This is a genomic window from Enterobacter roggenkampii (assembly GCF_001729805.1).
GTDB lineage: Bacteria > Pseudomonadota > Gammaproteobacteria > Enterobacterales > Enterobacteriaceae > Enterobacter > Enterobacter roggenkampii.
On the sequence record NZ_CP017184.1, the window covers coordinates 2,626,520 to 2,646,200 of the forward strand.

The 19,681-nt window shown below is 51.9% G+C and carries 27 protein-coding genes and 1 pseudogene; 6 read left to right on the plus strand and 22 right to left on the minus strand.

Going from position 1 to position 19,681, the window contains the following annotated elements; genetic code table 11:
• Positions 1–5: 5 nt before the first annotated feature.
• The 13 genes from BFV67_RS12355 to BFV67_RS12415 all read right to left on the minus strand — a co-directional run bounded on the left by BFV67_RS12355 (position 6) and on the right by BFV67_RS12415 (position 6,767).
• A complete protein-coding gene (locus tag BFV67_RS12355; RefSeq protein WP_069598440.1) occupies positions 6–356 on the minus strand; it encodes a GPW/gp25 family protein in 351 nt (116 codons plus the stop codon).
• Entirely contained in the window at positions 353–994 is a 642-nt protein-coding gene (locus BFV67_RS12360; RefSeq protein WP_069598441.1) for a phage baseplate assembly protein V, read from the minus strand. The genes BFV67_RS12355 and BFV67_RS12360 overlap by 4 nt, the downstream gene beginning before the upstream one ends.
• A 68-nt stretch (positions 995–1,062) precedes the next feature.
• On the minus strand, positions 1,063–1,512 hold the full coding sequence (locus tag BFV67_RS12365; protein ID WP_069598442.1) for a phage virion morphogenesis protein: 450 nt from the start codon (positions 1,510–1,512) through the stop codon (positions 1,063–1,065).
• Entirely contained in the window at positions 1,505–1,972 is a 468-nt protein-coding gene (locus BFV67_RS12370) for a phage tail protein (RefSeq protein ID WP_069598443.1), read from the minus strand. The genes BFV67_RS12365 and BFV67_RS12370 overlap by 8 nt, the downstream gene beginning before the upstream one ends.
• Entirely contained in the window at positions 1,935–2,180 is a 246-nt protein-coding gene (gene lysC / locus BFV67_RS24640; RefSeq protein ID WP_072163335.1) for an Rz1-like lysis system protein LysC, read from the minus strand. The genes BFV67_RS12370 and lysC overlap by 38 nt, the downstream gene beginning before the upstream one ends.
• Entirely contained in the window at positions 2,068–2,493 is a 426-nt protein-coding gene (lysB, locus tag BFV67_RS12380; protein ID WP_069598444.1) for an Rz-like lysis system protein LysB, read from the minus strand. Before lysB ends, lysC begins: the two co-directional genes overlap by 113 nt.
• Entirely contained in the window at positions 2,490–2,999 is a 510-nt protein-coding gene (locus BFV67_RS12385; protein WP_069598445.1) for a lysozyme, read from the minus strand. The genes lysB and BFV67_RS12385 overlap by 4 nt, the downstream gene beginning before the upstream one ends.
• A complete protein-coding gene (locus BFV67_RS12390) occupies positions 2,983–3,204 on the minus strand; it encodes a hypothetical protein (RefSeq protein ID WP_001354073.1) in 222 nt (73 codons plus the stop codon). The genes BFV67_RS12385 and BFV67_RS12390 overlap by 17 nt, the downstream gene beginning before the upstream one ends.
• Positions 3,195–3,398 carry a tail protein X gene (locus BFV67_RS12395; protein WP_023333101.1) on the minus strand — a complete coding sequence of 68 codons (204 nt, stop codon included), beginning with the start codon at positions 3,396–3,398 and terminating at the stop codon, positions 3,195–3,197. Before BFV67_RS12395 ends, BFV67_RS12390 begins: the two co-directional genes overlap by 10 nt.
• Positions 3,398–3,904, minus strand: coding sequence for a head completion/stabilization protein (locus BFV67_RS12400; RefSeq protein WP_048998837.1), 507 nt, complete (start codon positions 3,902–3,904; stop codon positions 3,398–3,400). Before BFV67_RS12400 ends, BFV67_RS12395 begins: the two co-directional genes overlap by 1 nt.
• Positions 3,905–4,003: 99 nt before the next feature.
• Positions 4,004–4,759 carry a phage terminase small subunit gene (locus BFV67_RS12405; protein ID WP_069598446.1) on the minus strand — a complete coding sequence of 252 codons (756 nt, stop codon included), beginning with the start codon at positions 4,757–4,759 and terminating at the stop codon, positions 4,004–4,006.
• A 3-nt stretch (positions 4,760–4,762) separates the two neighbouring features.
• Positions 4,763–5,857, minus strand: a complete 1,095-nt coding sequence (locus BFV67_RS12410) for a phage major capsid protein, P2 family (protein WP_069598447.1) — start codon at positions 5,855–5,857, stop codon at positions 4,763–4,765.
• A gap of 55 nt (positions 5,858–5,912) precedes the next feature.
• On the minus strand, positions 5,913–6,767 hold the full coding sequence (locus BFV67_RS12415; protein ID WP_069598448.1) for a GPO family capsid scaffolding protein: 855 nt from the start codon (positions 6,765–6,767) through the stop codon (positions 5,913–5,915).
• Between the two features lie 166 nt (positions 6,768–6,933).
• Here BFV67_RS12415 and BFV67_RS12420 point away from each other — a divergent pair.
• From BFV67_RS12420 to BFV67_RS12430, 3 genes and pseudogenes are all read left to right on the plus strand, one after another.
• Positions 6,934–8,693 (plus strand): annotated as a pseudogene (locus BFV67_RS12420) (terminase ATPase subunit family protein).
• Position 8,694: 1 nt separating this feature from the next.
• A complete protein-coding gene (locus BFV67_RS12425; protein WP_069598449.1) occupies positions 8,695–9,720 on the plus strand; it encodes a phage portal protein in 1,026 nt (341 codons plus the stop codon).
• 502 nt (positions 9,721–10,222) lie between these two features.
• A complete protein-coding gene (locus tag BFV67_RS12430; protein ID WP_069598450.1) occupies positions 10,223–12,451 on the plus strand; it encodes an AAA family ATPase in 2,229 nt (742 codons plus the stop codon).
• 232 nt (positions 12,452–12,683) lie between these two features.
• On the opposite strand, the gene BFV67_RS12435 is transcribed toward BFV67_RS12430, so the two are convergent.
• The 5 genes from BFV67_RS12435 to BFV67_RS24440 form a co-directional block, all read right to left on the minus strand.
• The gene (locus BFV67_RS12435) at positions 12,684–14,975 is read right to left on the minus strand and encodes a replication endonuclease (RefSeq protein WP_069598451.1); all 2,292 of its coding nucleotides are present in this window, start codon (positions 14,973–14,975) and stop codon (positions 12,684–12,686) included.
• Between the two features lies 1 nt (position 14,976).
• Positions 14,977–15,240: a DUF5405 family protein gene (locus BFV67_RS12440; protein WP_069598452.1), complete on the minus strand. Its 264-nt coding sequence runs from the start codon at positions 15,238–15,240 to the stop codon at positions 14,977–14,979.
• Between the two features lie 31 nt (positions 15,241–15,271).
• Positions 15,272–15,481: a DUF2732 family protein gene (locus BFV67_RS12445; RefSeq protein ID WP_063441873.1), complete on the minus strand. Its 210-nt coding sequence runs from the start codon at positions 15,479–15,481 to the stop codon at positions 15,272–15,274.
• A gap of 66 nt (positions 15,482–15,547) precedes the next feature.
• On the minus strand, positions 15,548–16,048 hold the full coding sequence (locus tag BFV67_RS12450; RefSeq protein ID WP_069598453.1) for a replication protein B: 501 nt from the start codon (positions 16,046–16,048) through the stop codon (positions 15,548–15,550).
• The gene (locus BFV67_RS24440; protein ID WP_167352772.1) at positions 16,045–16,215 is read right to left on the minus strand and encodes a hypothetical protein; all 171 of its coding nucleotides are present in this window, start codon (positions 16,213–16,215) and stop codon (positions 16,045–16,047) included. The genes BFV67_RS12450 and BFV67_RS24440 overlap by 4 nt, the downstream gene beginning before the upstream one ends.
• Positions 16,216–16,312: 97 nt before the next feature.
• Here BFV67_RS24440 and BFV67_RS12455 point away from each other — a divergent pair, with 97 nt between their 5' ends.
• Positions 16,313–16,501, plus strand: coding sequence for a hypothetical protein (locus BFV67_RS12455; protein WP_000184654.1), 189 nt, complete (start codon positions 16,313–16,315; stop codon positions 16,499–16,501).
• A 2-nt stretch (positions 16,502–16,503) separates the two neighbouring features.
• On the opposite strand, the gene BFV67_RS12460 is transcribed toward BFV67_RS12455, so the two are convergent.
• Together BFV67_RS12460 and BFV67_RS12465 are read right to left on the minus strand one after the other, a co-directional pair.
• A complete protein-coding gene (locus BFV67_RS12460) occupies positions 16,504–16,743 on the minus strand; it encodes a hypothetical protein (RefSeq protein WP_000042568.1) in 240 nt (79 codons plus the stop codon).
• A 41-nt stretch (positions 16,744–16,784) separates the two neighbouring features.
• Positions 16,785–17,063 carry a regulatory phage cox family protein gene (locus BFV67_RS12465; protein WP_001064688.1) on the minus strand — a complete coding sequence of 93 codons (279 nt, stop codon included), beginning with the start codon at positions 17,061–17,063 and terminating at the stop codon, positions 16,785–16,787.
• 120 nt (positions 17,064–17,183) lie between these two features.
• On the opposite strand from BFV67_RS12465, the gene BFV67_RS12470 reads away from it, so the two are divergent.
• Together BFV67_RS12470 and BFV67_RS12475 are read left to right on the plus strand one after the other, a co-directional pair.
• Positions 17,184–17,483, plus strand: a complete 300-nt coding sequence (locus BFV67_RS12470; RefSeq protein WP_000106733.1) for a helix-turn-helix domain-containing protein — start codon at positions 17,184–17,186, stop codon at positions 17,481–17,483.
• 96 nt (positions 17,484–17,579) lie between these two features.
• Positions 17,580–18,590 (plus strand): phage integrase, encoded by a 1,011-nt coding sequence (locus BFV67_RS12475; protein WP_000111939.1) that lies wholly within the window; start codon positions 17,580–17,582, stop codon positions 18,588–18,590.
• A gap of 109 nt (positions 18,591–18,699) precedes the next feature.
• On the opposite strand, the gene leuE is transcribed toward BFV67_RS12475, so the two are convergent.
• The gene (gene leuE / locus BFV67_RS12480; RefSeq protein WP_008502792.1) at positions 18,700–19,335 is read right to left on the minus strand and encodes a leucine efflux protein LeuE; all 636 of its coding nucleotides are present in this window, start codon (positions 19,333–19,335) and stop codon (positions 18,700–18,702) included.
• 111 nt (positions 19,336–19,446) lie between these two features.
• Positions 19,447–19,620 carry a YciY family protein gene (locus BFV67_RS24210; protein ID WP_021240326.1) on the minus strand — a complete coding sequence of 58 codons (174 nt, stop codon included), beginning with the start codon at positions 19,618–19,620 and terminating at the stop codon, positions 19,447–19,449.
• Between the last annotated feature and the right edge of the window lie 61 nt (positions 19,621–19,681).

Genomic DNA, 19,681 nt, shown 5'->3' on the forward strand with positions numbered 1-19,681 from the left:
AGTGATTAGCTCAGTGGAATGGTGATGGAAAATGGCTGGCCGCCGGTCGAGCGAGTGCCGGTGATGTCGACATACAGCCCGCCGTCGGTCTCCGACCGTTCAAAGGTAATGGTCGAGAGGTCTACGCGTGGTTCCCACTTTTGGATCGCGGAACAGCACGCGGCCATAATCTGCAGGCGCAGCGCCGGTGTCTGCGGCTGGTCAATCATCTGCGACAGGAGCGAGCCGTATTCACGTCGCATAACGCGCGAGCCAACCGGCGTGACCAGAATGTCGCGCACGCTTTGCCGGATATGCTCAACCTCAGAGATACTGAGGCCGGTCTGGCTGTTCATTCCCAGATAACGCACCGTCATTTGATGCCCTCCGTCCAGCTTCCGCCCCGTTCGACGCCGCCGTGGTCGTGGTTATCCACCTGCACGCCGTTTGATTTCAGTGTCCCGCCGGTGTGCTCGATGTTTCCGGACATAGTCCCGCCGTTCTTCACTTCGAGCGTGCCGGTCGTCAGTTTGTTGGTGCACACCACCTCCGGCGTATCGAGCGTGATACTGGTCGAGGCTTTCACCAGCACCACCGGCACGGTTGCCGTAATTGACTCAGACGCGGTGATATCAGCGGTTTTGATGCCTGACACGGTGAGCGCGCCGTTTTCGGGCTCGTACTCGATAACCGCCCCGTCAGGAAAGGAAACGTGAAGCGCATCAGGTGAGGCAGACGGCGCGGGATGGTCATCAGAGAATATGCCGGGCAGCACAAACGCCGTATCGAGCTCGCCGCCGATCGCCAGTAAAAGCACCTGCTCGCCAACGGACGGAGCCCACCATACGCGCGAGCGACCGGCGCGACAGGTCAGCCAGTTCAGCCAGGTGGTTTGCATGCCGCCGGTCTGGACACTACAAAGCCCCTCGTCGTGGTCGACGTCGGTTACGATGCCGGTGCGGATAAGGTTGCGGATCGCGCGTGCGATTTCCTGCAGAGAATTTAGATTATTCATGGGGAAAGGATGCCGCCGGGGGAGGCCAGCGGCAATGGAACGGTGTTTTGTGGTTGTTGTGACAACGCTCAGAGAGTTAGGTGTTTAATTATCAGCGTCTCGACGAGCTGTTTATCTTCCCGGCTGAATCCGAGTAACTGGCGCTCTGCATACTGCACGTCACGGCTGTGCGGGTTAGGGCGGTCTTTTAGCCCGAGCTGATGGACACGCGCGATGCGCTGCACCTTGCCGGTAAACTCCACCACCGCGCTGTTTTCGCGGCCAGTGGCTTTCATGTACCGGCTTGTGCGCAGCTTCTGGAACATCGCCCGTTTAATCCGCCCGGTCTTAGCCCTGAGCGGCTGACGCTTTCGCGCCTGATAGGGCGAGCCGTCCGGGGCTTTTTGCTGTTTGATGCGTTGCTGTTGCGATTTGCGCAGCTCCTTTGCTATCTCTCCGGCCAGCTTACGGCGTGCAGCCGGTGACAGGGCAGCAATCAGACCATTGAGCCGGTCGTCAAAAGGCTTAAATTCACTCATCCCATTTACTCGCCAGCTCCCCGTCAAGATAGAGCTCTTTTGGTGGTGTTACGGGTTCCGGCAACGGCGGCTCTGGGGCATAGCTTACGTGCAGCGCGCCGTTTTCCTCTCTGATGATTGTGCGCTCGGTGAGCTGCAGGCTGATGCTGATGTCGACACTGTCCCCGTCGTTTAAATCCATCTGGAAACGGTAGCCCTTTTTACGGCCATTATCGAGCGTGCAGATATCCGGCTGGTTTTCCCTGAGCCATGCGGCCACCGGCACGAAAATCAAATCAGGGTCGCCCACAAAGTCACACACGATCACATTCAGGGTGTAAATTTTCTCATGTGAGAGCGAGGCCGCGAGCCGCGCATCGATATTCCCCTCATCGGCAAAGATGCGCATCATTTCGGGGTTTGTTTCAAGCTGCGGGACGGCTTTAATCAGCGCTTCGCGCAGGCTGCGTGCTTTCTTCATCGAGTTTATCCTGACAGTCTTTGACGGTTTCAACCTGCAGCGCGCACGCGGCGAGCGCGTGCTCAAGCCTGCGAATATCGGCGCTCAGGTCGCCATTAGTGGCCGGGTCGCTTCCCGGCATCGGGCAATAGCTCACCTTCGGGCAGGCGCTGTAAACAATGACCGGCGGAGGCGCAGGCGGTGCGGGTGTGCAGCCGACGCACAACATCAGGCAGCTCAGCGCTGTACCAGCGGCGTAGGGTTTCATTCTCATTTATCAGCCTCGTAATGGTTTCTTCACGCCGCACGGCCATCGCACCGGCGGCCAGCACTTCGCCGCGTAAACTGACCTGCGCGGTTTCATTTCGCCTGGCTATTCCCTGCGAAACGGAAAGCTGATTTTTCAGCATTCCGATCGCGGTTTTTTGTTCGGTCGCGACCCTGTTCGCCCGTTCAAAAGAGCGCGTCAGGTTGCCGTTTTCATGACGCTGCCAGAGCACAACCGCCATCAGCGCGGCCAGTAAAAACAACATCACTTTCATTCAATCCCCCTGAGGCAGTAGGCACGCTCGCGCGCGCGGCGATTTTCCAGCCCTTTGTTAATTTCGCCATTCACATACACCCAGCGGGTGAGCTGGTCGCACGCCTGCGGCCATTGCTGGCGTTTGATAAACGAGACCAGCGTCGACCGGCAGGCCGCGCCGGTTCCCACGTTGAATGAGAAACTGACCAGCGCGTCGTAAACCTGCGGCGGCATTTTCACCGGCGCGCAGACCGCCAGACGTTTCTCAACGTTCAGTACATCCGCGACGAGGTTCTCCGCCGCCTGACGTTCGGTGATTTCCCCTTTCGGCACGACGCCTGCAGTGTGGCCGATGCCCGACGTCCACACTCCCGCGCTGCACTGGTAAGGCGTCAGGCGACAACCTTCGAGGTCGGCAATCAGCGCAAGCCCCTCAGGCGAGGTGTTAAGCAGACGAAAGTCAGGCATCAGCGCTGCCAGCGCCAGCACGGCGGCCACACTGCAACGTTTAACGATTGATTTCACGAATAGCCCCTTTATCGAGTCCGAGCGATGTCAGATAGAGGTACGTCTTGCGCTTAAACCAGTAGTTCGTCAGCGCGGTAAAAATGGCGCATCCGCCGCCCACGTAAAGCGCCATCTTTTCGGGCGACATTGCCCCGACATACGCCAGCCCCACGGCCAGCCAGTAGGCAATAAACGTGGTGATTTTTTCCATACTCAGTCCCATAGATTCACCGTTTCGGTTCTGGCCGCGCTCTCGGTCTCGGGCAGCTCTACTGCCGTGCCGTGCGGCAGGATCACGCCGAGCTCAGACAGGCCTGGATTTGCCTCTAAGACGGTTTCGACCACACCCTCAGTGCGCCCGTAGTACCGGGCGCAAATCGCGTCGAGGGTGTCACCCTGCAGCGCATAGGCTTTCATCAGATTTGCCCCACGATGCAGCGCGCTTTGTCCTGGATGCGCGCGACAGACCAGCGCATGTCCCGCCACATTTCATCGATAGTGCTGTCGATGCTGTCGGCCTTTTTATCGCCTTTGGCGGTCGCATCCACGCCGCGAAAACGCTCATACAGCGTGGCCGTCGTCATCGAGCACACGGCGTTGAAGTAGTGGAAAACGCGCACGCTCTCGCCGTCGAGCTCGTCGGTCGGGACATCCGCCAGCGTGGCGTAACCGGCATCAAGCTGACTTTCGCGCCAGTCGCTCAGCTCCGCGTTAGTCTCCGCAATGGCGGTCTTAATCGCCCGGCGCAGGCGCACGGGGGAAACGGTCTGCTCCAGCCGCATTTCTTCCCGCACGCGCTTCGGATCCACGTCAGGAAAAAACGGGGTGTTTTTGATTACCGGCTCGCTCACGCCCGGTGGCGGTATCACCACGCCCGGCACATCCTGCGGCTCTTTTTTTGGCTCAATAATCAGCGTCGTCATGACAACCTCGGGTAATGGGTGGGCGGTGGACGCCGGTCGCAGTCAGGGCAATTGATACCCGCATTGACCGGCGTGCCGCCCGGCTCGGGGAGCGCTCGGTTAACCAGCGGCTTTTGCCGCCTTTGGTGGACGCCCGCGCCGTGCCGCCGGTTTAGCGGCGACTTTGCGCGTGCGCGGTTGAGTCGTTTTGGTTTTCGGTGCCGGTTCAGGCTTTGGCCTGAGCTGACGCTCTAACTGCTCAATGTCTTTTCGCACGCCGATAGTGCTTTCTAACTGGATCGCACGCTGCAGGTGCGCCAGCGCTTCGGGCAGTTGCTTTGCATCACGCAGCACGTAGCCGGTAATTTTGTGCAGCTTCGCGCGCACGATATCGGGCATATCCGCGCGCTCAGTCAGCGCGAGGGTGTCGAGCAGGTTTTCGAGCTCGACCGGCTGTTTTGCCATGAGCAGGCGCTGCGCGGCGAGCGCGACCTCTTCGGCCAGCAGGTAAGGCGTCGGACGTCGCCCGGTCGGCATGGTCAGGCCGTAGGTCATGGCATATCGGGCAATCTCCAGCGCCCCGGCGATATCGTCAGCATCTAGACGCCACAGCATGACAGTCATGAAAATGTCATCCTGCGCACCCTTGCCGTTTGCGAGGACGCCAGCGACCCACGGCAGATAGAACGGCAGCAGCTCACGCTTTTTGTCTGCCTTTCGCTCATTGGATCGGATTTGTTTCAGCGTGCGGTTGTCTGCGGCCAGCTTAACCAGCATCTGCTCATAGGCAGTTGCATTGCGCAGCGGCTTAGCAGCCCGCTGCGCTGTTTCAGAGGCCGAGACCCGCATCATGTGACGTGCTGCGGGACTCTTCATGGTTTACTCTCCACCTTCCTGTGCTGCAGGCGCGGAAGCGCTTTCCGGCGCTGCCGGTGGTGTGAAGTCACCGAGCTTGATGTTTTCAATCAGGCAACCGGCGGCGTAAGCCTCGACCACGTAGTCGATATTCATTGACTCGTAGTTTTCCACGCGGTCTTTTTTCGGTTCTTCGATGATGGCGCGGCGGTGCGCGTCATCCATGAAGTAGATAGACAGGTTGTCGAGACGCGTGACCATCAGTCCATCTGCCGGGAAGTAAGGCACGCGCACGGCTGGCAGGTTGCCGATTCGCTTCTGGCTGATGATGATGTCAGCGGCCAGCGATTCGGTGTTTGCCTGCTCCTGATTGACGATAGGGAAATACTTATCCGCCATCAGCTTACGCCCGGTGATGACGACGAGCTCCGGGTCATCCTGATAAATCTCGTCAATCAGGTTACTGGTGGCATCCATGACCAGCGCGTCGAGGTTCGCATAGTCGCCGTTTTTACCCACGCGGATCACGTCGGAAATAACCGCTCCGTCCTCGTCGGTGATTTTGGACATCACACGCGCTGGCGCTTCATTGCGGTACTTCTGCAGCCAGCCGATCGCCACGTCCTGCAGCATCGGGTTTTTTACACGGTCTGACGTGTCGGCGCGCTTAATACCGTTGAAACCGGCCATGATGAAATCGAGGGACTGGCGCTTGATAATGGCGTCACGGATACGGGTCTGGAAGTCCTGGAATCGCGCCCACAGGTCGAGCTGTTTGTAGCGGATATGGAAGTCAAAGTTAATCTGCGCGCACTCGTATTTGTTGGACTCCAGCGCGGTAAAGTCAGCGGTCTTACGCTCATCATCACCGGCGGTGTCGGCAGTGCTCGCAATTGTGCCGTTAACACCGACCCCGACCTTTTCGCCTTTCAGCTCGTCGACCGGCACGATGTTGATTTTGGTCAGAAACGCGGATGACATCTGCAGAGTCGTCATCAGGGTTTGCGTGACCGACGGCTCGACGGAGAATTTCTTCGCCACGTCATCGGTGGAAACGCCGTTCAGCTCCGCGACGCGGGACAGGTAGGCATTAAATTTGAAGCGGGTATCTTTACGCATGGTTTTTCCTGTTCGGGTAAAAGGGTTCAGGCCGGGCAGCACGCCCGGCGTGTTATCAGCAGTTGGTCAGCAGCTCGTCGCCCGTACCGCCTTTTGAAAGTTCGCGGCGCGGCTGGCTCTGGCTTTCGGTGTTATCGAGGGAGCTTTTGAGGGCGTTAAACGCCTGCGCGCTTTCTTCCGCCTTGCTGGTCACGTTCTGCTTAAGCTGCGCAAAAGCGGTCTCCAGCTCGGTGATGCGCTTGTCGGTGGCGTTGAGATTGGTTTGCACCTGCTCGGTGACGGTGGTCACCGCCTCATGCATATCCGCGAGACGCGCGTCATCGCTGACCTGCTTCCGGCTGAAAATGGCTTTAACCATATCGGTAAGGCTGTTAAGCATGGTGTCGGGAACGTCCTCAAACTCCAGTTCAGCCAGTGAGGCGACAGAGAAAACGTCGTCCGGCTGGTCTTTTTTACCGGCGAGCGGGTTCTGCGCGGCGCGGCTGCAGAATTCGAGGTATTCGGTGCCGAGACTTGCAGGGTCATCGGTGACGGCCAGGCCAACGAGGTAACATTTGCCGCTGTTGGCAAAGTTCGGGCGGATCTCCATGGAGGTGTAAACCTTCTGCCCGGCCTTAACCATGCTGACCAGCTCGTCGAGCGGGGCGATTTTGCCAAACAGCGCTTTTTTGCCATCGAGCGCAGAGCCATCGCTGATAATCTCAGCCTTGAGCTCGGTCACATCGCCATAACGTTTAAACGGGCTGTCAGGCATCAGCCCCCGGATATGTTCGAGGTTAATGCGGCAGCCGTAGACGCGCGGGTCGAACGTGTCGGCCATATCCTGAATATCATCGCCGCTGATGACGCGGCCATCGCAGGTGTCACCCTCGACGCCGATGCGAAACCATTTAGAAACTTTCTTTGCCATTGTTCAGGTGTCCTGATGTTGGGTTTTCGGGTCGGGTTTAGTTTCCCGACTCTGCCCCATATCAGCCACCGCTTACGATCTGATTAGATCTGACACAACAGGCACTTAGCGCGAATACCCTCCCATTTCCTTAGCCTTGCCACGTCACACCAAAAACGAGGCAAGCATGACCATTTCAACTGACCTTTCACTGCTCAATGACCCGCGACGACAGGCGCGCCTGTTGTACTGGCAGGGGTTCGCCGTGCCGCAAATCTGCGACATGCTGCAGCTCAAGCGCCCGACCGTGCAGAGCTGGAAACAGCGCGATGGATGGGAGGAAACCGCCCCGATTAACCGCGTGGAATCGACGTTAGAGGCGCGGCTTATTCAGCTCTATGCAAAGCCAGACCTGACCGCGCATGACTTCAAAGTCGCGGATTTTCTGTCGCGCCAGATGGAGCGGCTCGCGCGCGTAAACCGCTACGGCCAGACCGGAAACGAGGTGGATTTAAACCCCAATATCGCCAGCCGTAACAAAGGGGATCGCAAAAAGCCGAAACGAAACTATTTCAGCGAGGAGGCCATAGAAAAACTGGAGGAGATTTTCTTCGACCAGTCGTTTGACTATCAGCTCCGCTGGCATAAAGCGGGGTTAGAGCACCGCATCCGCCACATCCTGAAATCGCGACAGATTGGCGCGACGTTCTACTTTGCGCGCGAGTCCCTCCTGCGCGCGCTTAAGACCGGGCAGAACCAGATATTTTTGTCGGCCAGTAAAACGCAGGCTTACGTGTTCCGTAAGTACATTATCGCCTTTGCCCGTCTGGTTGACGTCGACCTGTCAGGCGACCCGATTGTCATCGGCAACAATGGTGCTGAGCTGATATTTCTCGGGACCAATTCCAACACCGCGCAGAGCCACAACGGCGACCTGTACGTCGATGAAATTTTCTGGATCCCCAATTTTCAGAAGCTGCGCAAAGTCGCCTCGGGCATGGCCTCGCAGTCGCACCTGCGCACAACCTATTTTTCGACCCCGTCGACACTGGCGCATGGCGCTTACCCGTTCTGGTCAGGCGAGCTGTTTAACCGTGGCCGCAGCAGCGCCGCCGAGCGTGTCGATATCGATATCAGTCATCAGGCGCTTGCCGGTGGCGTGCTGTGCGCGGATGGCCAGTGGCGGCAGATTGTTACCATTGAGGACGCGCTCGCCGGTGGCTGCACTCTGTTTAACCTCGAACAGCTCAAGCAGGAAAACAGCGCGGATGACTTCCGTAACCTGTTTATGTGCGAGTTCGTCGACGATAAGGCGTCGGTATTCCCGTTCGAGGAGCTGCAGCGCTGCATGGTCGATGCGATGGAAGAATGGGAGGACTTCGAGCCGTTCGCCGACCGTCCGTTTAACTGGCGTCCTGTCTGGATTGGCTATGACCCGTCACACACCGGCGACAGCGCCGGGTGCGCGGTACTGGCTCCGCCGCTGGTTGCCGGTGGCAAGTTCCGCATCCTTGAGCGTCACCAGTGGAAAGGGATGGACTTTGCCGCGCAGGCCGAGGCCATCCGGGCGCTGACCGAGAAATACACCGTTGACTATATCGGCATCGATGCGACCGGCATCGGCCAGGGTGTTTACCAGCTCGTGCGCTCATTCTTCCCGGCGGCGCGCGCCATCCGCTACACGCCGGAAATGAAAACCGCAATGGTGCTGAAAGCAAAAGACACCATTCGCCGCGGGTGTCTGGAATACGACGCCGGGGCAACCGACATCACGCAGTCATTTATGGCTATCCGCAAAACCATGACCAGCAGCGGCCGCAGCGCCACCTATGAAGCCAGCCGCAGCGAGGAAGCCAGCCACGCGGATATCGCGTGGGCGACCATGCACGCCCTCCGCTTTCCGCCGGTAGCGGTATGCAATCAAGCTCCATTCTGGATATTAACTAAGATGAAAAAACGCCAAAACAAACAGCCAAAACATACCAGCATGACCGCCAGCGCTCCGCAGAAAATGGAGGCGTTCACCTTTGGTGAGCCGTCACCCGTTCTGGATCGCCGCGACATCCTCGACTATGTCGAATGCATCAATAACGGCAAATGGTATGAGCCGCCGGTCAATTTCTCGGGGCTGGCAAAAAGCCTGCGCGCAGCCGTACACCACAGCTCCCCGATTTACGTGAAGCGCAACATTCTGACCAGCACCTTTATCCCGCACCCGTTGCTGTCCCGTCAGGACTTCAGCCGCCTTGTGCTCGATTATCTGGTGTTTGCCAACGGCTATCTTGAAAAGCGCATGAGCGTGACCGGCCAGCTCTTTAAACTGGAAACCTCCCCGGCCAAATATACCCGCCGTGGTGTCGAGGATGGCGTTTACTGGTACGTGTCGGACTATACCCACCCGCACCAGTTCGCGCCCGGTTCGGTGTGCCATCTGCTTGAGCCTGATATCAATCAGGAGCTCTACGGGATGCCGGAATACCTTAGCGCGCTCAATTCCGCCTGGCTGAATGAATCCGCCACGCTGTTTCGTCGCAAGTATTACCAGAACGGCGCGCACGCGGGTTACATTATGTACGTGACCGACGCGGCGCAGAGCAGCACCGACGTCGAGGCGCTGCGCTCTGCCATGCGCGACTCGAAAGGACTCGGGAATTTCAAAAACCTGTTTTTCTACGCCCCGAACGGGAAACCGGATGGTATTAAGATCGTGCCGCTGAGTGAAGTCGCCACGAAGGATGATTTTTTTAACATCAAGAAGGTGAGCGCCGCTGACCTGCTCGATGCGCACCGCGTGCCGTTCCAGCTCATGGGCGGCAAGCCTGAAAATATCGGCTCGATGGGCGATATCGAGAAGGTGGCGCGGGTGTTTGTGCGTAACGAGCTGACGCCGCTGCAGGAGCGTTTCAAAGAGATAAACGACTGGCTCGGGATGGAGGTGATCCGCTTTAAGGATTACAACATCGAGACCGAGTAAACCCGCATAGAATGCCGCCTCCGGGCGGCATATCCTCAGAGCTCACCAGACGCCGCACACGCCACGCAACCCCGCCAACGCCTCACGATTCAACCTCACCACTCAGCGCGCCGCCACGACACGCACAGACGCGCAAAATAAATCCTGTCACCACGTCTGGCGCGCAGTGCTATCCCCGCCTCGCCTGCCCGCTTAATGTGGCGGATTTAATGCACTTGCATCTGAAGTGCCGAACCACGTCAGTGCTGGCGCTGGCAGGTAAACTCCTTAATAAAAAATGTATGCAAATTCACGCACCGATGTCATGCACTGCTAAAGCTGCTGAATTTGAATGATTTTCAACTCAAGGTTGCGCTATATCACTAAAATTATAAGTAGTTATGAGCCCTACTATTTTTGCGCTTGAAACCCCCTCAGACTTAAGATAGATCTTTATGCTTTAGGGGGCTAGTTAGCAACCTAACACTACACACAAATCATATATGACAAATGAGGCGTAAACATGGAACTTAGGCTAAAAAATGTCACAAGTTACAATAAAAACATTTTCACGAATGTAGACCTCTCAAAGAAAATAAATATTCTATATGGTCAAAACGGTTGTGGGAAATCTACAATCTCAAATTTCTTTTACAATACGACCCACAAAGATTTTGCAGAATGCGAATGTCCATTACTAAATGACTATCGCCCAATCGTTTATAATTCAAAATTTATCGAAGATAACTTCTATCATGCAAAAGAACAAAAAGGTGTATTCACTCTAAGCAAGAAAAATGCAGATATAGAAAAGGATCTAGCAATAAAAGAAGGCTTAAGACAAGATTTAAAAGAACAATACCGGAATAAAAGAGATGCAGCAACAAAATTAAAAGAAGAACAAAACACCAAAGAAAATGACTGCATCGAGGCCATTTGGGTAAAAACAGAATCGATAAGATCGTCTGATCTAAAAAACGTCATGCGAGGTCCACTAGGGAGCAAAAAGGCTTTTTTCGCTCAATTACAAAAAACACTTGCATTACCAATCGCAAACTTGGAGCAACTATCTAAAGAGTACAGCGAACTGATAAAGTACAAAAATAAAGAAATACCTCTCATCACTGCTTTGTTATCATTTGCACTTTCAGAAGAAGATAAGAAACTATTAGCCACACCTATTATAGACTCAAGTAACAGTTATTTATCAGAAACAATAAAACGACTTCAAAATCTTGACTGGGTAAAAAAAGGGAAAGAACTTTATCTTAAAGATAATTTATGCCCATTCTGCCAAGAAAGCACAATCAATGCTAAATTCATAGAGGCAATTGAGTCTATCTTTGATGAAAGTTACGCTAATAAAACAAATCAAATAAGCGCAATTAAATCAGCTTATGAGTTAGCGACGAAACCAATTTATCAAAAATTAACTCAAGAAATATCTACTTGTGAACTGATAACTGAAGAGGATAGAGAAATCACCACTTCTCACATCAAAATTTTAGATGAAATTGCAAGTAGGAATATAGATCTAATAATCAGCAAACTTCATAACCCTTCATCTATCATCATACTTGAGAGTGATGAGTCAATCGAACAAAAGATAATTAAGTGCATTGCAGATTATAATACAATAATTAAAGATATTAATCTTAAAGTTGCAAAGTTCAAGGAAACCGAAAACGCAGTTAAAAGTAAAATATGGCCAGCTCTTAGAAACTTTTGCAATCCAGAATTAAATGCCTTAGCTGCTCACGAAAAGACCTTTCAAGATAACCACAAAAAGATTCTTGATGAAATGAAAGAAATTGAAAATCAAGGAAAGGATAATACTAAAAACATTAAAGAACTGAGAGAACAGATTTCGAACATCGATGAAACAATCGAGTCTATCAACTTGAGACTGAAAAGTTTAGGCATATATGGCTTTAGTGTAAAAAAACACGAAGAAAATAAGGATATGTACATCATTTCCCGTTCAGACAAAGATGAAAATGATGATGTATACAAATCCCTTAGTGAAGGAGAGAAAACATTAATCACTTTTCTCTATTTCTTGGAATGTTGCAAAGGGAAAACGGATAAAGACGACGAAGATAACAGAGATAATTTAATAATCATTGATGACCCAATATCTAGCCTTTCACAAAATTATGTTTATGATATAGCATCAATCATTCATCATGAACTAATCAAAAATGAAACCACAAAAAAAATACTAATACTCACTCACAATCTCTATTTTTTCCATGAGTTGATAAAATTATCTCCTAAAAGTAAAAATGACAAAAACTTCAAGCGTGATTACCGTCTTTTTAGAATCACTAAGAATGAATTTAGCACCATCACCGAAATACAAAAAAATAGTATACAAAATGAGTATCAATCACTTTGGCAAATATTAAAAGACGCTAAAGAAGAAAAGGTCAATAAAATCATAATACCAAACATAATGAGAAACATTTTAGAATACTATTTTGGCTTTGTTCACAGAACAGACTCCTTACAAGATGAACTAACTAAACTCGAAAAAGATGAGAACAATAGCGATTTTAGGGCGTTTTATCGATACATAAACCGAGGTTCTCATTCTGACTCTGTGAATATCACCGATATGGGTGACATTGACCCAGACAAGTACCTCAAACAGCTAAAAAGTATATTCTCAGCAACAGGAGATGAAAAACATTATGCTAAAATGATGGATGAAATCGATGAGGAAATCGATGAGGAAACCGCTACCGCTTAGGCCGCATATTATCGATTCGGGTATGAACGACGGTGCTTGCGCACCGTCTCCCAACGCCCGAAGCGGTAGCGGTTGTACTGGCGTACATTCACTAGCTTTAACATGAGTTTATCTCCATGCAAGCGCCATTGTTGCCAATAGCAGCCTTTATACCCTCTGTATAAAGCTAATACGAAGAGTAATGCAATGCAGATATCCCAAGCGGTAGCACGGACATTCTATTAAATTTTTTTCAGAAGTCAAAATTTAACTTGATTTCATCCCACTCCTGAGCACACGAGTAGCTAAAAGACTTCTTGCCATAAACTACTGTTGCACCACGCGTCAGCGCGTTAAGTTCCCACCGTTCCGGGTTAATCCCTTCCAGAGCTAAATCGAAACGAATTTTTGCGACGCGATCCCTTTCGGCTTTTGTCATCCTGGCTGATGGCGCTAGCTCGCTCGTTTTGAGCTGCGCATTCCTTCTTTGCTGGCGATTCTTACGCGGTACGCCAGCTTTTAACGCTCCGTTAAGCACCTTCACGACGTCCGGCTCATTCCAGCCGATAACCCCGCGCTCAATCAGATTTAACACCGCTGCGGCTTGCTCAGACGGTGTGGTGGTCATAACAGGATCGCCGCCGCCGGTGAGCTTTCCACAGTTATTGACAGGACTCCGAGGCGCGGCAGAGCCGCTTTTTAAGGTCAAAGGCTCAACGGCCAAAACCTTTGGTACGATTCGCCATTCGGCTGTACGGGTTACATGGACACGGTGAGCCCCGAGGTGAGGGGCATAAATCCCGACAACCCTCTCAACATCTTCCTCGTATTCGTTGACCTCATCCGTCACCTTACGGGCGACCCTGACGGCCTGAGCATCACGCGGCATGTTTGCCCCACCCTGCGCGATGATGTACCGCTCAAAATCCCCCTCATCTGCAGCTGCTCGCGCGGCCTCGACCCTGTCGTCAAACTCGCAGGCAATACTCACCCCGCGCGGCAGTTTGCGCAGTTCGCGGTAAGCGCCCATCGTCGGGAGACCAATCGGTTTAAACTGAGGGATACGCCATGTTGACGCCCATGCGGTGACGGCTGCGGCCGTATCTTTCAGAGGCTTGCCGGTGTCGTGATCGAGCTGGCCGTCAAGCGCGTAACCGTCGATATTTTTTGCAATGTATTTGGCGATATAACCCGCCGCCCCGCCCTGATTAAGATGGCGTGACTCAAAGCGCTGTTTTGCCGCGCCCTTTTCGTGTCCGTCCTCTTTGAGGGCATAACGACGCATAATTTCGTTAATGGCTTTACGCTGACCGGGTTTGCAAAACAGCATCATGTGCCAGTGTGGCGTGCCGTCGTGGTGCGGTTCGACAACGCGCATCCCGTAAACATCTAAATCGTTATCTTTGAAAGCTGTACGCATCAGGCTCCAGATTCGGCATAGATAGCGCTGGCCGTCTTTGGGTGTGAATACTGTTTCGTTCCAGCCGTGATTGAGCTGTACAGTTTTGCTTTCACCTTTGCCAACCTGACGGGTCGGGTGATACTTCGATGGAGTGGTCAGCGTGATAAACATCCCCACGTCACCAACGCTGGTCGCGTAGCGTTCAATCCCGGCGATAGTATTCATCAGCTCCATACGACGTATTTCAGGGTTCGAAATACTCCCCATGACCTTGCTTATGAGGTCAATACGTTCGCCGGTGATTTTGTTTTCCAGTTCGCAGGATTTCAGGTATTCGAGATTAGCCAGGCGGCGCGCTTGAACATCGCGGATCGCTATTTTGCTTGCGTAAGGTGAACGGTCTTTGTTGACCTCGCCTGCTGCGATGAGCAGCGCCTCGCGCCAGCGCATCCGCTGCACCTTGAGCTGGTTGACCCACCACTCGTCTTTAATCAGTCGTGAAATAACGGAAAATGCCATGCGGATCGTCATCTGACCCTTACGGTATTTTTTCCAGTACATCGGGGTGATGTTTAATGCGCGAGCAACACCGGCCACTTGCCCGTATAGGTGCGACTGAGCTTCATCGGTGAAAAGCGTCTCTTTCCCGCCGTGAGCATCCGCCCAGGCGTCGCTTAACTCCTCGTATTTGCTCCAGAGCTGAGAGGCAATTCTGGCCGCAAATTTCCTGAGTTCTTTGTCATTCATATCTGGTAAGCGCGCATACTGGTCGCGCTCGGACAGAAAACCAATCGAGGCGGATTCATTCATCCCGCACAGCTCATTAACACGCTCAAGACGCGGCAGCAGCTTGCGCTCAAACGTGTTTTTAAGGAAATACAGCCCACCTAAAGGGCTCTTTTTACGGCGGATGAAGTTATAACGCGATGTAAACAGTGTTTGCAGGAAAAACGGCAGACGGTCAATCCGGTTTAAAACACCTTGCACCTGACGGAGTTCGGCACGTGTAAGGGGTCTGTCGCGGCCAATGGCCTCTTTGGTGACGTTATTCCAGGGATAAGCACCAACGAATGAATCACTGGTGCCCTTCAAAAATGGTGGTGGTGGCGAGGGGACAACACGCCCCCGAGGTTCGTTGGACATATTATTTAAAAGCGTCCAGACATTGCTTCCCCATGCGTTCAATCCGAGCTTCCAAAGCTGAGAAGCTGGTAAGATCGCTGGTCAAAAGATCATGCAATACCAAGCCTGAGATAAGCTTAGGGATATTTGGGTAGTAACCCACAACGTCCAGCCATTCCTTACCTTCATTCTTCCCGGATGTAGCGGTCTTTTTTTCCTGCAAAATGAATTGATAGCGGTCACTGGTGATGACGTATTGGTTATTAATCTCGATGCGTATGCTCAATCTGGCTTCCTTTTAAAAGTGGTTAGCCTGCTCAATCGAAAATTGAGTTGTGCAAATTTGCCGATTCTTGACCTAATAACTCGATAATCTCGGTACGATTGAGCTCAGACTTGCTGATATGCGCGATAAGCCCGTCAAATCGAGATGAGAATCGTGTCGCGAGGTCGCGCTGTGCTTCGTTTACTGCCTGCTCCAGAAGAGCGGAAAACATGCCACCTGGAGCTGTATTTTGTTTTTGCATTTGCCTATCTCCGGACAAAAGGAGTCCCCACGCTGTAAGGCGCGTAATAAACCGAATCCAGATTAATTAATGTAAATACTGCTCAGGTTTTACCGAGGTTAAAATGGTTGGTGCGTACTCAAAAAGGCTAAACAGCTCTCGCAGCGCGCGGAAAAGTTTGTCGCGCCAATAACAGCCCTCTTCGTTCAAACGCCAGTACGGCATCATAAATTCCTGCTCTGTCAGCCCAGCATGAAGAAACAGTGATCGCCTTTGGCTAACGGTCAGGCGGCTGATGAAAGTTGCTTTCGACACGCCAAGTTGGCGGTGCCGGGCGAATGCATTTCTCAATTCATCAAGCGCGCAAACAAGACGCTCACGATCGGCTTCGGTCATTTCCTCTAAGCGCATGACAGAGTGGCGCTGTTTTAATTGAGCGTGGAAACAAACCGTAAGACGCTCCCGCTCCATCATCTGATTGTAAAAATCGCAAGTGTCCTGCCAGCGAGGCTGAGCCAGATACTTGCAGACCAGACCGCGAAGCGCTGTTGGTTGTTTCTGGATCACGTCCAGTGTCATTACCGTCATAACCACAGTCCTCTCTTTTTGACCAGACGGCGAACCTTCTCGATAACGCCCGGCTTACCGGTTCGGATGATTATGCCCTTGCGGCCGCGACCGTGAGTGATGGTGAAGTTGATCGGATTAGGGTTTTCTCTTCGAAGCAACTGTGCAATACAGCGAGGCTCTTTCATAAATTCTCCTTAGGGAGTCGGGTTTTAACCATGCCCGACACATGGCCTTGTGATAGGATCGAATCGCCAAAAACAAGCCAATCACCTGAGGTATTTCATGACTAATCAACAAAATGATGAATTAATTGCCACTCTAAAATCAGCCATTGCATTGGTTAATTCTTCCTCTGATGCGATCTCTAATCGTGAGAAGGCTGAGGAAATCAACAAACTGTCAATCCAGTTGAGAGAGGCAGTTCAATCTAAAATGCCTGTCACGCATAAAAGCTTTTTAGATATCAACTAAGCTCAAATACTGGTGGGGTTTGCCATAACCCCACGTTCTTTTGCTAAAAATTCTAGATACAGACCTGCAATCTCCTCATAGGCAACATCAAGTTCAAAAACTTCTCCCGACGTCAGATGCACCTCAACTTTGTCGGCTGTTTCAGTGCGCTCACGGATAGCGGCCACGCTTTTTAAGTCGATCAGCACCCGCATACCATTAGTGATATGACGAATGCAGCCATGCTTTATTGGTTTTGACATGCAATTTCTCGATTGAATTTGAATGGATTAGATGAATTTAATCACCGTGAAGGTTGCCCTAAGCCGAGCCACATCAGCCAACCATCGCGAATCTCTTTAGGACGGCTGTCATAAGCCATCTTCATTCCTTTGTTCCATGCTGGCAGGTAGACCCAATATTCCCCTGCGCGCCCACTCGTTGACTGCGGATCAGTCATCTCGACTACAGGCAGCTTGCCCTTCTCAATCATGCCTTTAACGGCTGCGGGTGTTTTACCAATAAGACGGGCAAACTCCTGATACGGGACCGCATCCGTGCTACTTACAAGCTGGTTGTTCATCTGTTACGATTCTCCTTTAGTGCATTTAATTGCTCATAAAGGGCTTTAATTGCCTATAGCCAAAACCCCTAAAAAGGAATTTATTTCCTTATAAGGGAATAATCATCGTATGGAGGATTTATGTCAACCCCGATAAATGAAAAAATCAAACTCATCAGGGAGTCAGAACGATTAAATAGAAAGGAAATCAGTGAGTTAACTGGAATAGCATATGGTTCATTTTGTGGATACGAAGCTGGGGATAAAAAACCGGGTGTCGAGCCCATAATGAGAATCCTTCAACATCCTCGTTTCACCAAGTACACCTTATGGTTTATGACTGACCAAATAGCACCTGAAGCTGGGCAGATTGCACCGGCTCTCGCGCACTTTGGGCAGCAGACAACAACGTCACCCCACTCAGACCAGAAAACTGGCTAACCATTTACGGCGCTTTTTTGTGCAATAAATGCACAGTGAGTTTTTGCTATCTAAATCAGGAAATTGAAGTACGCAGTAACATCATCGGGAGGCTTTATGTCTGTTAAAAAGCTCGATGATGGTCGATATGAAGTGGACATTAGACCGGCTGGGCGTAACGGAAAACGCATCCGTCGGAAGTTCGACAAGAAAAGCGAGGCGATGGCATTTGAAAAGCATACTCAATATAACCATCACTCAAAGGAATGGCTTTCAAAACCAACGGACAAACGCCAATTGTCGGAACTGAAAGAGTTATGGTGGAAGCTGAAAGGTAAACATGAGGAGCACGGTCAATCGTATCTCAGGAAAATTGAGCGTTTCGAAACGATGACCGGAAACCCGTGCGCTTTCCAGATTACCAAGAGCCTGATAACGCAATATTGTGCTCAACGCCGGGGTGAAGGTATTAAGCCAACAACCATCAACCGCGACCTGATCACACTAGGTGGGATGTTCACTACCCTGATTGAGTCAGAGCTCTATAACGGTGAACATCCATTCAGGGGATTCAAAAAACTGAAAGAGCAGACAGCCGAAACGGGCTATCTCACTCTTGAGGAAATTGACGCCTTACTAGCTGCGCTCTCAGGTGATAATCGTAAAATTGCGGTTTTATGTTTGAGCACCGGGGCAAGATGGGGAGAAGCGGCACGGTTAAAGGCGGAGAACGTGATTCATAACCGGGTGTCTTTCGTTAAGACGAAAACCAACACACCGCGCACGGTCCCGATCTCTGATGACGTTGCGGCTTACGTAGTCGGCAAAACACGAGGCTTTCTTTTTCCTGAAGCCAGTTATGCTGACTTCAGGCGAACCCTCAAAGAGGTTAAGCCCGATTTACCGGCCGGACAAGCAACACATGCGCTACGACACTCTTTCGCCACGCACTTTATGATTAACGGGGGCAACATCATTACACTGCAGAGGATCTTAGGTCATACGAAAATTGCGCAGACAATGGTCTATGCGCACTTCGCTCCTCAGTACCTTCAGGATGCGATTTCGCTTAACCCGTTGAAGGGTGCTAATGGTGGTCAGAGTGTCCACAATGTGTCCACACCCTAGCCGCTTTTTATGGCTTTTGACTGCTAGTAGTAAAACGTGAAGCCTTGTCTTGCGCGGCTTTCAAGTTACGCCAGACAATAAAAAGGCTCCCGCAGGAGCCTTTCATACATCAGTGCAGCGACGCCAACCTCGCCGCAAACCCGACAAACAGCAGCCCTATCAGCCCGTTCCCCAGCTTTGCCAGTTTCTTTTTCGTTTTGAGATAGCGCGTGACAAATGCACCGGAGAAGATCAGGAAGCTCATGTACATGAAGCTTATCAACTCAAGCGTCGTCGCGAGGATAAGGAAAGAGGTACCGGTGTTCTGCGCATTCACGTCGATGAACTGAACAAAGAACGATACGTAGAACAGAATCGCTTTTGGATTCGTCAGGCTCAGCACCAGCGAACGTTTCATGATCGTGCTGGCAGGCTCGGTGCCGCTTTCCTGAGCGTGATTCTGGCGGGTAATGACCGACCAGAGCATTTTGCCGCCCAGCCACAGCAGGTAGAAGGCGCCGAGATAACGCACGATATTAAACAGTACCGGCGTGGTCTGGATTAATGCCGCGACGCCCGCCCAGGCAAGAAACATCAGCACCGCATCGCCGATAAATACACCCGTGGCGGCCAGGTACCCTTTTTTAACGCCGTGTCCAATTCCAGTTTTAAGCACAAACAGGGTATTTGGCCCCGGTACCAGCACGATAAAAAACGCGCCAACAACATACGTCCAGAAATTCAGTACGCCAAACTCCGCAAACACTTCTTCTCCCTCCTTTTGCTCAACACAACAGGAATAGCGCTGCAACAACGCTACTCCCAAAAATCAGACCTTATAAAATCAGCGGGCACCATTACGGTGCCCTCATGGTACTCAGATATCCTGGACGGCGAACAGCAACGCGTTGCGGTGCCGGGTCATTCCACATTTTCTGATGGCGTGAATACGCATATTGCGGCGGGATTGTGCTTCCAGCCAACGAGCCTTGCGACGACTCACCTGTCGCAACATGCGCCAGCGCCCTACTTCTGTTCTACTGCGCTTCATGTCTACAACTCTTTCTCAAACAGAGACGCCATTATAAACCCAACCCGGCTGCAAACCAGCG